Raw genomic sequence first — 12,864 nt, 5'->3', positions numbered from 1 at the left:
GCCGTACGCCGTCAGTGCGTCGTGAGCGACGACGCGCCGACGGCGTACGTGTGTTCCAGGAAGCGGGTGAGGGCGGCGCTGTCGAACTGGACGACGGAGACCTCCCCCTCGCCGTGGAACTCGACCACCGTCTGGGCCCGGCCGCACGGCCAGACCGCGATGTCACCGCGGTGGGCGGGTTCCCGGATGCCGTCCTCCAGGAGGGCGCGGGGGAAGGACCACTCGACGCCGCCGGGGAGGACGAAGCGGACGGTCGCGGGGGAGAAGCCGGGGTCGTAGCGGAGGGCGACGGGCACGGCGCGGGAGACCGGCGCGTCGCTGATCAGACGTCCTCGGGCGTGGTCTTCGACGTCGTGGTCCTCGGCCTTGTGGTCGGCTGCGGCGGACATCGCTCAGCTCCTCGGTCAGGCTCTTCGGTGAGTCCGATTCGTGGTGAATGTCGACTTAATGTTCCATTCTTCCCTCGGGGGGCGGGGATATGCGCACCGTGTGCGGTCTCACACTCTGCGCGTCCTGTGACCTGGCTGCTCTTGCAAGGACTTTGCAGAAGCGCTCATCATTCAGGACGTGCATGTACCCGACGGATTCATCAACGCCCCCATATCGGCCGCCGCAGGCGTCGTCGCCGCCGGCGCCGTGGCCGTGAGCCTGCGCGGCGCGCGCAAGGACCTGGAGGAGAAGGCCGCCCCGCTCGCGGGCCTGGTCGCCGCCTTCGTCTTCGCCGTCCAGATGCTCAACTTCCCGGTCGCCGCAGGGACCAGCGGCCACCTCCTGGGCGGTGCGCTCGCCGCGATCCTCGTCGGACCGTGGACCGGCGTCCTGTGCATCGCCGTCGTCCTGCTCGTCCAGGGCATCCTCTTCGCCGACGGCGGCCTCACCGCCCTCGGCGTCAACATCACCGTCATGGGCGTGGTGACCGTCGTCGTCGCGTACGCCCTCTTCCGCGGCCTGCGGCTCGTCCTGCCCCGCACCCGCCGCGGAGTCACCGTCGCGACCTTCGTCGCCGCGCTCGTCTCCGTACCGGCCTCGGCCGCGGCCTTCACTCTGTTCTACGCCGTCGGCGGCACCACGGACGTGCCGATCGGCACGGTCCTCACCGCCATGCTCGGCGTCCACGTCCTCATCGGTGTCGGCGAGGCCCTCATCACCGCCCTCACCGTCGGCGCCGTCCTCGCCGTCCGCCCCGACCTCGTGCACGGCGCCCGCGACCTGGCCGCCCCGCTGAAGCTCCGCGTCGACGGCGAACTCGTCGACGCGACCCCGGCCGCGCCCGTGGTTCCCACGGCGAAGAGCCCGAGGAAGGTGTGGACCGTCGGCGTCGTCACCGCCCTCGTCCTCGCCGGCATCGTCTCCTTCTACGCCTCCGCCAGCCCCGACGGCCTGGAGAAGGTCGCCGCCGACCAGGGCATCGACGCCAAGGCCGACGAGTACGAGCACGCCACCGCCGACTCCCCGCTCGCCGACTACGGCGTCCGCGGCATCGACTCCGACCGCCTCTCCGGCGGCCTCGCCGGCGTGATCGGCGTCGGCGTCACCCTCGCGATCGGCACCGGCGCGTTCTGGGCGGTCCGCCGCCGCAAGCAGGCGGCCGAGACGGGGGCCCGGGTCTGACATGGGGGCAGGGCACGCGCACAAGCTGCACCGGCGGGGGGACTCGCCGGTACACGGCCTCCCCCCGCACACCAAGCTCGTCGCCGTCCTCGGCTTCGTCCTGGTCGTCGTCACGACACCCCGCGAGGCCGTCTGGGCCTTCGCGCTCTACGCGGCCCTGCTCGGCACGGTCGCCGCGCTCGCCCGCGTACCGGCCGGCTTCCTGCTCCGCCGGCTCGCGATCGAGATCCCCTTCGTCGCCTTCGCCCTGCTCATGCCCTTCGTGGTCCCCGGCGAGCGGACGGAGGTCCTCGGCGTCTCCCTGAGCGTCCCCGGCCTGTGGGGCGCCTGGAACATCCTCGCCAAGGGCACCCTCGGCGTCGCCGCCTCCGTGCTCCTCGCCGCCACCACCGAACTCCGCGCCCTGATCCTCGGCCTCCAGCGCCTCCGCCTGCCGTCCCTCCTCGTCCAGATCGCCTCGTTCATGATCCGGTACGGGGACGTCGTCACCGACGAGATGCGCCGGATGTCCGTCGCCCGCCGCTCCCGCGGCTTCGAGGCGCGCGGCGTCCGCCACTGGGGCGTCCTCGCCAAGTCGGCGGGCGCGCTCTTCATCCGCTCGTACGAGCGCGGCGAACGCGTCCACCTCGCCATGCTCAGCCGCGGCTACACCGGCACCATGCCGGTCACCGACGAGCGCCCCGCCACCCGCGCCCAGTGGACGAGGGCCCTGGCGCTCCCGCTGGCGGCCCTTCCGATCAGCCTCCTCGCCCTCCTGGGATGACACCATGACCTCCTCTCTCGACGTGCGGGGCCTCGCCTACGCCTACCCCGACGGCCACCAGGCGCTCTTCGGCGTGAACCTGACCATCGGGAGGGGCGAGCGGGTCGCCCTCCTCGGCCCCAACGGCGCCGGCAAGACCACCCTCGTCCTCCACCTCAACGGCATCCTCACCGCGGGGGCGGGCGAGGTCACCGTCGCCGGGCTGCCCGTCGGCAAGAAGCACATGGCGGAGATCCGGCGGAAGGTCGGCATCGTCTTCCAGGACCCCGACGACCAGCTCTTCATGCCGACCGTCCGCGAGGACGTGGCCTTCGGCCCGGCCACGGCCGGCCTGCGCGGCGCCGAGCTGGACGCGGTCGTGGAGAAGGCGCTGGCCAGGGTCGGCATGGCGGAGTACGCCGACCGCCCCCCGCACCACCTCTCCTTCGGCCAGCGGCGCCGGGTGGCGGTGGCGACCGTCCTCGCCACCGAGCCCGAGATCCTCGTCCTCGACGAGCCGTCCTCCAACCTGGACCCGGCCTCACGCCGCGAGCTCGCCGACATCCTCCGGACGCTCGACGTCACCGTCCTGATGGTCACCCACGACCTGCCGTACGCCCTGGAGCTCTGCCCCCGCTCGCTCGTCCTCAGCGAGGGCGTGATCGCCGCCGACGGCCCGACCCGCGAGATCCTGGCCGACGAGGAGCTGATGGCCCGGCACCGCCTCGAACTGCCCTTCGGTTTCGTGCCCGGTTCCGTCGCCTGAGACCATGGGGACCATTCGTACGAAAGGATGAGTGGGGCAGTGGGTCAGGTGGACGTCCAGGGCACGGTGGCACCGGGCTGGGAGCCGGTCAGGGACGCGTTCCTGCGCAACTTCGAGCAGCGCGGAGACAGGGGCGCGGCGGTGGCGGTCCACCACGACGGCGTGAAGGTCGTGGACCTGTGGGCGGGCACGAAGAACGCGGACGGCGCTGAAGAACCCTGGACGGAGAACACCGCCCAGGTGATCCGCTCGGCGACCAAGGGCGTGGCCGCGGCGGTCCCCCTCCTCCTCCACCAGCGCGGACTGCTCGACCTGGACGCCCCGGTGGCCACGTACTGGCCGGAGTTCAAGGCGGCGGGCAAGGACCGCGTGACGGTACGCCGGCTCCTCGCCCACCAGGCGGGAGTACCGGTCCTGGACCGCCCCCTGACCCTGGCCGAGGCGACGGACCTGGAGACGTCCACGGCCGCGATGGCCGCCCAGGCCCCGGCCTGGGAGCCCGGCACGGCCCACGGCTACCACGCCCACACCTTCAGCTGGCTGCTCGCCGGCCTGGTCCACCGGGTCACCGGCCGCACCATAGGCCGCTGGGTCGCGGAGGAGATGGCGGCCCCGCTGGCCCTCGACCTGTGGATCGGCCTCCCGGAGCGGGAGCGCCACCGGGTGGGCCGCCTGGCCCCGGTGGAGGCCCCCGAGGAGGCGGGCGCGCTCCGCCTCCGCGCCAAGCGGTCGGTGACGGAGGCGTACGCCGACCCGGACTCGCTCACCCGCCGCGCCTTCGCGGTCATCGACCCGGCCCCAGACGAGAACGCCCCGGAGTACCAGGCGGCGGAACTCCCGGGTTCGGCAGGAGTGGCCACGGCCCGCGCGCTCTCCCGCTTCTACGCCGCCACCCTGGCCCCGCTCCCCGACGGCGCCCCCCGCCTCTTCGCCCCGGCGACCCTGGCCCTGGCCCGCACCGAGGAGTCGGCGGGCACGGACCGCGTCCTCCTGGTCGGCACCCGCTTCGGCCTGGGCCACATGCTCCACGGCCCCGCCTGCCCCCTCCTCGGCCCCACCTCCTTCGGCCACCCCGGCCGAGGCGGCTCCCTCGCCTTCGCGGACCCGGAGTCCGGCACCGCCTTCGCCTACGTCACGAACGGCATGCGCAAGACGGTCACGGCGGACCCGAGGGCCCAGGCCCTGGTGAGAGCGGTCAGAACGTCTCTGGACGCCTACCGCGCACGAGCTCGTTAGGCCCAAGTAGCCCTCAGCGTTCGGCGTACACGCTCACGACCGGAGCCGACGGCACGGGGTCCGCACGAAAAGGTCTGGTCCTGACCCGCGCTTGATGCTGAGATCAGCGGATGGATCTCACAAGGCGGTTCGAAGGACGGACGGCACTGATCACGGGCGCGGGCAGCGGCATCGGCGCGGCGACGGCCCGCCGCCTGGCGGCGGAAGGCGCAAGGGTCCTGGTCACGGACGTCGACGAGGAGTCGGCCCGCGAGGTCGCCTCGGCTCTCCCGGAGGCGCGCCCCCTTCACCTCGACATCACCGACCGCGAGTCGATCGACCGGACCTTCCGGGAACTCCCCGCCCTCCACGTCCTGGTCAACAACGCCCTCGTCCCCTTCGCGGAGGACCCCGACGAGAACTGGCACCGCCAGCTCGACGGCACCCTCCTCGGCGCCGTCCACTGCTCCCGCGCCGCCCTCCCGCACCTGACCGCGACGGGCGGCGCGATCGTGACGATCGGCTCGGTCAACGCGGAGGCGTCCTTCGGCGACCACGCCTACAGCGCCGCGAAGGCGGCCCTGGGCTCCTTCACCCGCACCCTCGCCGCCGAAGCGGCCCCCCACGGCGTCCGCGTCAACCAGATCAACCCCGGCACGATCGCCACCCCCGCCTGGTCGGGCAAGGAGAAGGGCCTCGCCGCCCTCGCGGCCCGCGCCTACCCCCTCGGCCGCGTGGGCACCCCCGACGACATCGCCGCCGCCGTCGCCTTCCTCGCCTCCCCCGACGCCGCCTGGATCACCGGCACCACCCTCCGCGTCGACGGCGGCCTCCTCGCCGTGAACAGGCACTTCCGCGAGATTCTGGACGGCGACTGATCAGCCCGCCGCCACGAGCCGACGGGTGAACCCCCGGTCCCGCAGCCGCTCGTAAGCGGCGACAACCGAGCTCGGGACGGGCAGCTCGATCATGAAGCCCTGCGCCGGGTAGACCAGGAGCCGCTGTACGGCTCCGACGAGCATGTCCAGGACGAGGTGCGGGTCGCCGATGGAGTCCGCGTACTCCGGAAGCTCCATCGGCGCCGACGCGCAGACGAACTCCACCCCGGGCCAGAGCCGGCACGCCGTCGCATACGCCCGTCGCTCCTCGTACGGCTTGCTGACGAGCAGGACGGAGTCCACGGACACGCCCCGCCCGGCGAGGAGTTCGCGCGAGAAGCGGATGTTCTCCCCGGTGTTGCGCGCCCGGGGCTCCACCAGCACCGCGTCCCCGGGCACGCCCAGCTCCAGGGCCCGCTCCCGGTAGTGCACGGCCTCGCCCCGGGGCATCCGGTCGCGGGTCGTCGGGCTGGTCGCCCCGGTGAAGACGACGAGCGGAACCAGCCCCTGCCGGTACAGGCCGACCATCACATCGGCGACCCCGAGATCATGACTCCCGAGCCCGATCCCGACGGAGCAGGGCCGGGGCCCGTGCCCCATCCGCTGGAAGTCCCAGAGGAGTCGGGCGTCTTCCCCGTCCTGTGCGGTGATCACCGATCCTCCTCCGCCTTCGCGCTGTCGGGGACCTGGAGCCGTACGTCCATCCGCGCCGGCCGCTGAGCCCTCACCCGCCGGACGACAGCATCAGGCCGATCCCGACCGCCATCAGGCTCGCCGCGGCGACCCTCGGGCCGCCGAAGCGTTCCTTGAAGAAGAGGGCGCCGATGGCGGCGCCGACGATGATGGAGGACTCGCGGAGGGCGGCGATGGGGGCGAGGGGGGCCTGGGTCTGGGCCCAGAGGACGAGGGCGTAGGCGGCGACCGAGAGGGCCGCGCCGAGGAGGCCGCGGGGCGCGTGGGGGCGGAGGGCGGGGAGGAGGGCGCGACGGCGGACCGCCAGGGCGTACGCCGGGATGGCCAGGCCCTCCAGGGCCATCAGCCACGCGACGTAGCCGAGCGTGGTGCCGGAGGCGCGGACGCCGAGGCCGTCGACGACCGTGTACAGGGCGATCGAGAGGCCGGTGGCGAGGGCCGCGAGCAGGGCCGGGCCGTGCACGCCCTTGCCTCGCGTGCCCCACAGCGCCAGGCCCGTCAGGCCCGCGCACGCCACCGCCACGCCGAGCAACTGGCGGGTGTCCGGGACCTCGTGGACGAAGACGGCCGCCAGGAGGGTCACGACCAGCGGGGCCGTACCCCGCGCGATCGGATACATCTGCCCGAAGTCCCCCAGCGCGAAGGACTTCATCAGCAGCCCGTAGTAGGCCACGTGCAGGACCGCCGAGGCGATCAGGTACGGCCACGCCCCGGCGGCGGGGACGGGAAGGAAGGGGACGAGCGCCAGGCCGATCAGCGCCCCGCCGCCCGAGATGAGCGTGAAGGAGAGGAGCTGGTCCCGGATGTGGTGGGCCAGGGCGTTCCAGGTCGCGTGCGTGACCGCCGCGACCAGCACCGCACCCGCGACCAGCGGCGTCACTCCGTACGCTCGCGCACGTCCGCCAGGGTCGCGCCCGCGTGGGCGATCAGCTCCTTCGGGGGCAGGGCGAAGACGGAGTGCGGGGTGCCGGCCGCCGCCCACACCAGGTCGTGGTCGAGCAGCCCCTCGTCGGCCAGGACCCGCGTCCGGGTGCGGTGCCCGAAGGGCGGTACGCCCCCGATCGCGTACCCGGTCGTCTCCCGCACCACCCGCGCGTCCGCCCGCGTCACCTCCCCGGCCCCCAGCGCCTCCCGCACCCGGCCGACGTCCACCCGCGAGGCCCCGTCCATCAGGACCAGCACCGGCACCCCGTCGGCGGCGAAGACCAGCGACTTCACGATCTCGGAGACCGCGCAGCCGATCGCGTCGGCGGCCTGCTGCGCGGTCCGCGTCTCGTCGGGGAAGCGCCGGACCTCGACATCGAGGCCCAACTCGGCGAGGGCGGCGGCGAACCGGGGGTGGGCGGCGGAGGCGTCGGTCGTCATGCCCGCACGGTAGCGGTGGGTGTACGGGACACGCGACGGTTTTCCGCCACCCGGACCCCCGGCCCTCCGGCCTCAGTTCGCCTTCAGGACCTGCGCCACCACATCTCCCGCCGCGTCGCCGCCATGCCCGCCGGCCTGGACGACGGCCGCCGCCGCGAGGTCGCCGGAGTAGCCGGTGAACCAGCTGTTGGAGGTCGACTGGTCGTCGACCTCCGCCGAGCCGGTCTTCGCGCCCTTCGGCGACGGCACCCCGGCCATCGCCTTCCGCGCGGTGCCGTTCAAACGGGTGGCCGCGGCGTTCATCATCTTCTGCAGCCCGAGGGTGACCTCGTACGGCAGCCGCTCGGCCTTGGCGAACTCCCGGCCGTCCACGCCCTTCGGGATCAGGTACGGCTGGAGGAAGCCGCCGTTCTTCACGGTCGCGGAGATCGACGCCATGTTGAGAGCGTTCATGGTGATCTTGCCCTGGCCGATGTACGAGGCGGCCGTCTCGGACCCGGTGGACTCGGGCACGGAGCCGTCGGAGGTCTGCACGCCGACCGACCACACCTCGCCGATACCGAACCACTTGCGGGCCGTGTCACCGAGCGCGGTGTTGTGGACGCCCTTCTTGTTCAACGGCGTGATCGCCTTGATGAAGGCGGTGTTGCAGGACATGGCGAAGGCATTGGTCAGGTCGCCGTTGGTGGTGAAGCGTTTGAGATTCTCGAAGGTCCGCTCCTCCCACCGCACGTCCGGCGGACACTCCACCGGCGTGCCCGGCTGCGCGACCCCGTACCGCATCATCATCGCCGCCGTCACGATCTTCATCGTCGAGCCGGGCGCCTGCTCGCCCATGAACGCGGTGTTGTAACCGGACGCCGGATTGTTGGCGACCGCCCGCACCGCCCCCGTAGACGGCTCCACGGCCGCCACCGCCGCCGTCGGGAACTGCTTCACCGCCTTCTCCGCCGCCGCCTGCACGCCCGCGTCGATCGTCGTCCGCAGCTCGCCCGGCTTCCCGGCGGAGAGGACGAGGAGCGTGCTGCCCGGCGTGCCGTTCGCGGTCTCGATCCAGGTCTCGACGCCCGCCTCGCCGCCGGTCCGTCCGCCGTACCGCTGCCGCAGCGCGTCCAGGACGGGCACGAGCGACGGGTACTTCTCGGGGAACAGCTCGACGCCCTCGTGGTCGACGGCCTTCACCGGCGGGGTCTTCGCCTCACCGGTCCGCAGCGTGGCGCCGGCCACCAGCTTCGGGTGCAGCACGGTCGGCGTCCACCGCACCAGCGGGCGGCCGGTGGACTCGCCGCGGACGACGCTGAGCTTCGACTCGTACGTCCAGGGCTTCGACACCCCCTTGTACGTCACGGTCGCCTTCACCGTGAACGGCACCGTCGCCCCCGTCGGCGTCCCGGCCGTGATCTCCGCCTCCGATACGCCGCCCCCCTCCCGGTACGCGGCCACCGCCGGTCCCGCCGTCACCGGATCGTTCGTCAGCTGACCCGCCCGGTCGGCCTCCCCGGCCGCCCAGGCGGCGAGGAAGTCCCGTGCGGTGGCGGTGACCTCCTCCGCCGTCACCGGCCCGGTCTTCCGCGGCGCCGCCCCCGACTGCGTACCGACGTCCTTCGCGCCGCCGGTGATCCCGTTCCAGAGGTTGTACCCCCCGTACGCGACCCCGCTCGCGACGACGGCGAACACGCCCCCGACGATGCCGACTTTCGCTCCACTTCGCATGACTGAGATCCCTCCCCGTGTGGACCGTCGAGTCAAGCAGCCGCCTCCGACAACTGTCGAGCAACACCAGCCACAATCCGTCACACCAGACGTCCTCGACCGTCACCGGCCGCCCGGCCGCCCAGTCGCCCGGCCTTCACGATCCCAAGCCGCTGAGCGGCGAGGGTTCACGCTGTGCGGTCCTCACCGGAAGATGGACACCGGGTCCAGTGTGAGTTCGCCCGTCGTGCTGTTCCAGGTGCGCACCCGGCCCAGGCAGGTCGCCGGGAACTCCTCGTCCGCCGAGTAGTCGTCGACCCGGAACTCCTCGCGGACCCAGGACTTCTCGCAGGTGATCTTCACATGTGCGGGGGGATCGCCGCTGCCGTAGCGGGCGCGCAGGACGACGTCTCCGCTGTCGGTCCTGCGGACGGTGAAGAGGCCCGAGACCGAGACGTAGTGCCCCCTGACCGAGGTCAGTGGCACGCTTCCCCCGTCGCCGGTGACCTGCAGCTTGTCGGCGAGGGCCGCGGTGGGGACGAGCTGTCCGGTGGCGAGGTCGGCGTCCACCACCCTGTCCTTCTCCCTCAGCTTGTCCATGATCAGACGGATCGTCTTCATGGGAGTGCTCGGCTCCCAGTACTCGGTGCGCGTGTGCGTGTTCCTGTCGCGCTGTGCCGAGCCCTCGCCGAAGGCGAGTCTGCTCCGCAGCCCCAAGCCGCTGGAGACGCTGGTCTCGTGGGAGACGTTCAGGTCGGATTTGGGTATGCCGAGGTAGTCCGCGACGTCTTCGACCCGTGTCTCGTGCAGATAGACGCACATGCCGGAGACCATGTCCCCGTCCCGGTCGCGTCTGCGCCGGCCTGCCGCCCAGCGGGCCAGCACATGCTGGAACACCACGGCGAAGCAGGTCGCCGTCAGGAGCCAGACGGCCATCCACGGCCACCGCAGGCTCCACCACTGACTGTCAATGACACCCACGGATCTCCTTGAACGCGTCGGAGAGTGAGGAGCGGTCGGCGTCGACCACACGGCCGCCGGTCGCGGCCGCGGCCTTCTTCAGCGCGGCCGTGTCGGCCTCGCCGAGGTGCACGGGAAAGGTGGGCACCTCGCGCACGTCCGGGCCGAGCCGGTCGCGGCGGCGCAGGAACTCCTCGTACGTGATACCCGTGTTGCTCTCCCCGTCGGTCATCAGCACGATCGACACGGGCCGTTCGGGCGCCTCCCGCACGGCGTCCGCGGCGATGCGGTAGCCGTGGTCGAGAGCCGTCCACACGGCGGTGGAGTCGTCGAAGGCACCGTCGGCCACCATCCCGGCGAGGGCTCTGAGGTCGTCGTCGCCGCGCACGGTCACCGTGCGTTCCTCGAGCACCCGGCCGCCGAACCGTACGACGGTGAGGCGCTCGCCGCGGTAGAAGCGGGTGAACTTACCGGTGGAGCCGGGGTCGGAGCCGCTGAGCCCGGCGAAGGCGGTACGCAGTGCGTCGATCCGCCTGCCCCGCATGGAGTCGGAGAAGTCGAGCAGGAACACCACCTGGTCGGTGGCCGGGTGCGCGGGATCGCCGTAGTCGGCGACGAGCCGCTCCACGATGGACAGCCGGTCGGGGAACGACAGGGCGTTGCCGACCTCCGTCCGCAGGGGTTCGGCGAGGCGTACGTCCTGGTTGACCGGGCGTCGCCAGGTGTGCCGCATCAGTTTCTGCTGCGTGTCCGCCCGCAGCAGCCAGGCTGCCACTTTCCGGTACGCGGTCCGCTCCCCGGGGTTCAGCAGGAGCAGTGGGAAGTCGGAGAGCACCATGCCGTCCTCGGGGTGGACGATCTCCAGCGGTTCGCGCAGCTCGTCCGTGGCGTTCAGGGAGAGCAGTTCCGACTCGTGGGCGATCAGCGCGTCGGCGCGGCCCTGGTCCCGCACATAGCGCGCGATGAGCTCGCGTGAGCTGGCGCCGGTGAGGGTCTGGCCCGAGCGGAAGCCGCGCAGGCGGTCGCAGGAGACGTCCCGTTCGCGCAGCGCGCTGCCGGTTCCGGCGGCCGCGGTGGCGACGCCGACGAGGGCCGCGCGCCCGGTGTCGCTGCTGCGCGGGTCGGCCATCCCGAACCGCAGGCCGCCGTCGGCGGCCGCGTCCGCGATGTCCGCCCACGACAGCCGGCCGCCGGGCACCGAAGCCCGCAGGGTGCCGGCGGCCTCGGGGGTGAGCCCGACCACCACCGGCGAGCGCATGACGGAGACCGACTCGGGCCGGGAGTTCCGCTCGCCCGCCTCCCGCAGCCGGAGCAGGAGCGAGCGGTCGGACACGGGCCAGGCGAGATCGTACGACGAGCTCCTGGCGTCGGCCAGATCGGCTGTGGCCCGGTACTCCATGGCCAGCTCGACGCCGGTGTCGTCCTTCAGCTCGTCCAGCAGCGGTTCCAGATCGGCGAGTTCGGGGCTGGCGAGGACCCGCAGGGTGATGTGCCCTCCGCCCCGGGTGCAGGAGGAGGTGAGGGCGGCGAGCAGGGCCAGCGTGAGACAGGCGGCGAGGGCGCGTGCGTACCGCCTCATGGGGTGTCCTGCACGGGCGGCGGGCAGGAGCCCACGGAGTCGATGATCTCCTCCAGGACGTCCAGGTCCGGTTCGTACACCTTGCTCTGGTCGCGGTTCTGTCTCGGCACCTGGATCCCGTGTCCGCGCAGGTACGTGTTGAGCTGCTCGCTGGTGCCGTCCTTGCCGGAGAAGCGGACCCGGAAGCCGAGTTCGAGCGCGCGCTGACGCAGGGCGGGGTCGTCCTGGATGATGCGGACCAGCCGGTCGCCCTTGTCGTTGAGGGAGATGAGCTGCGGCTCGGTGAGGGCGTAGGGGCTGGGGTAGAGCAGGACGCGGCGGGAGTCCTGTCCGCCGTGGGTCCGCGCGTGCTCGATCTGGTGGGCCAGGTACTGGTGCTCGTAGATCACGGAGATGGGCGCGATGCTCTCGCCGAGGTCGGAGAAGTAGCCGTCGGCCTGCTCGTCGGCCCACATGCCCTGGAGGTCGATGAGGGGTTTGATCCTCCGGGCGACCTCGTCGGCCTCCTTCCGTGCCGTGGCCGCGTCGGCCGCGCCCGCGCCCGGTGTGCTGTCGCCGTTCGCCACGAAGGCGAGGATGCTCAGGTAGGTGCCCGCCGAGTTGGAGTCGCAGACGTCGGAGGTGCGGACCAGGACCCGGCCGCTGTTGCTGCGCAGGCCGTCCCTGTCGAAGCCGATGCCGTTCCAGGTGTCCGCGCGTTCAGGTGTCCCGTCCCTGTCCTGGTCGGCGGTCTCACGGCCGTCGTCCAGGCCGTCGAGCAGGTCCATGAACTTCCGCATGTCGAGGTCGTAGTAGAGCGTCTCGGTGTCGCCCTCCACCGGCTGGGGGATCGCCACGTCCATTCTCCGAAGGGTCTCGGCATAGTCCCGGAACGTGCCGAGCACCAGCGGTGTGGCGAAGGGGCGCACGGACCGCACCGAGTGGTCCATCCGGTTCAGGACCAGCTTGGCCGCGGGCTGGCCGGACGGGAAGACCACGTCCATGCCCTGCATGGAGATCGTGGCGTTGGCCCGGGAACCGAGCCGGTGGATGTCGACGCGTATGCCGTGTTCGAGCAACAGCCGCTGCACTTCGGGATCTTTGAAGAAGTCGGACTTGGAGCCCATCCTGGCCTCGATCGTGGTGATGCGGTCGAACGGGCGCAGTGTGTTGCCCGTGACGAGCAGGGCGAACAGCCCGGTCAGGGCGAGCGGAAGCGCGACGGTGACGCGGAGCGGTAATCGCGGGCGGCGGCGTGTCCTGTCTCGGGTGGCCAGCCGCGGTTCCTCCACCGTGGGCGCTCTGTCGGCTTCGGACATGGCGTGCGGTCTGTCTGCTGTGGACACCGGCTCTCCTGCCCTCTCCGGGGAGAGGATCCTCGGAG

The 12,864-nt window shown here is 72.2% G+C and carries 13 protein-coding genes; 5 read left to right on the top strand and 8 right to left on the bottom strand.

Annotated elements, in window-relative coordinates:
* Positions 1-11: 11 nt before the first annotated feature.
* Positions 12-389 carry an SsgA family sporulation/cell division regulator gene (locus tag QK442_RS06770; RefSeq protein WP_282692920.1) on the bottom strand — a complete coding sequence of 126 codons (378 nt, stop codon included), beginning with the start codon at positions 387-389 and terminating at the stop codon, positions 12-14.
* A 178-nt stretch (positions 390-567) separates the two neighbouring features.
* Here QK442_RS06770 and QK442_RS06765 point away from each other — a divergent pair, with 178 nt between their 5' ends.
* From QK442_RS06765 to QK442_RS06745, 5 genes are all read left to right on the top strand, one after another.
* A complete protein-coding gene (locus QK442_RS06765) occupies positions 568-1,611 on the top strand; it encodes an energy-coupling factor ABC transporter permease (protein WP_282692919.1) in 1,044 nt (347 codons plus the stop codon).
* 1 nt (position 1,612) lies between these two features.
* Positions 1,613-2,374 carry a cobalt ECF transporter T component CbiQ gene (gene cbiQ / locus QK442_RS06760; RefSeq protein ID WP_282692918.1) on the top strand — a complete coding sequence of 254 codons (762 nt, stop codon included), beginning with the start codon at positions 1,613-1,615 and terminating at the stop codon, positions 2,372-2,374.
* Positions 2,375-2,378: 4 nt separating this feature from the next.
* Entirely contained in the window at positions 2,379-3,119 is a 741-nt protein-coding gene (locus tag QK442_RS06755; protein WP_282692917.1) for an ABC transporter ATP-binding protein, read from the top strand.
* Positions 3,120-3,167: 48 nt separating this feature from the next.
* The gene (locus QK442_RS06750) at positions 3,168-4,355 is read left to right on the top strand and encodes a serine hydrolase domain-containing protein (RefSeq protein WP_282693117.1); all 1,188 of its coding nucleotides are present in this window, start codon (positions 3,168-3,170) and stop codon (positions 4,353-4,355) included.
* Between the two features lie 110 nt (positions 4,356-4,465).
* The gene (locus tag QK442_RS06745) at positions 4,466-5,212 is read left to right on the top strand and encodes an SDR family NAD(P)-dependent oxidoreductase (RefSeq protein WP_282692916.1); all 747 of its coding nucleotides are present in this window, start codon (positions 4,466-4,468) and stop codon (positions 5,210-5,212) included.
* Here QK442_RS06745 and QK442_RS06740 read toward each other — a convergent pair whose 3' ends face one another.
* From QK442_RS06740 to QK442_RS06710, 7 genes are all read right to left on the bottom strand, one after another.
* Positions 5,213-5,866: a YdcF family protein gene (locus tag QK442_RS06740; RefSeq protein ID WP_282692915.1), complete on the bottom strand. Its 654-nt coding sequence runs from the start codon at positions 5,864-5,866 to the stop codon at positions 5,213-5,215. It abuts the gene before it with no gap.
* Between the two features lie 70 nt (positions 5,867-5,936).
* A complete protein-coding gene (locus QK442_RS06735) occupies positions 5,937-6,785 on the bottom strand; it encodes a DMT family transporter (protein ID WP_282692914.1) in 849 nt (282 codons plus the stop codon).
* Positions 6,782-7,270, bottom strand: coding sequence for a YbaK/EbsC family protein (locus QK442_RS06730; RefSeq protein WP_282692913.1), 489 nt, complete (start codon positions 7,268-7,270; stop codon positions 6,782-6,784). Before QK442_RS06730 ends, QK442_RS06735 begins: the two co-directional genes overlap by 4 nt.
* A gap of 72 nt (positions 7,271-7,342) precedes the next feature.
* Positions 7,343-8,983 (bottom strand): penicillin-binding transpeptidase domain-containing protein, encoded by a 1,641-nt coding sequence (locus QK442_RS06725; RefSeq protein WP_282692912.1) that lies wholly within the window; start codon positions 8,981-8,983, stop codon positions 7,343-7,345.
* A gap of 183 nt (positions 8,984-9,166) precedes the next feature.
* Positions 9,167-9,943 carry a hypothetical protein gene (locus QK442_RS06720; RefSeq protein WP_282692911.1) on the bottom strand — a complete coding sequence of 259 codons (777 nt, stop codon included), beginning with the start codon at positions 9,941-9,943 and terminating at the stop codon, positions 9,167-9,169.
* Positions 9,930-11,501 carry a VWA domain-containing protein gene (locus QK442_RS06715; protein WP_282692910.1) on the bottom strand — a complete coding sequence of 524 codons (1,572 nt, stop codon included), beginning with the start codon at positions 11,499-11,501 and terminating at the stop codon, positions 9,930-9,932. Before QK442_RS06715 ends, QK442_RS06720 begins: the two co-directional genes overlap by 14 nt.
* Positions 11,498-12,799, bottom strand: coding sequence for a hypothetical protein (locus QK442_RS06710; protein ID WP_282692909.1), 1,302 nt, complete (start codon positions 12,797-12,799; stop codon positions 11,498-11,500). Before QK442_RS06710 ends, QK442_RS06715 begins: the two co-directional genes overlap by 4 nt.
* Positions 12,800-12,864: the final 65 nt, after the last annotated feature.

This window comes from Streptomyces sp. CC208A (genome assembly GCF_030010625.1).
Lineage (GTDB): Bacteria > Actinomycetota > Actinomycetes > Streptomycetales > Streptomycetaceae > Streptomyces.
This window is presented reverse-complemented; position numbering and strand designations above follow the sequence as displayed.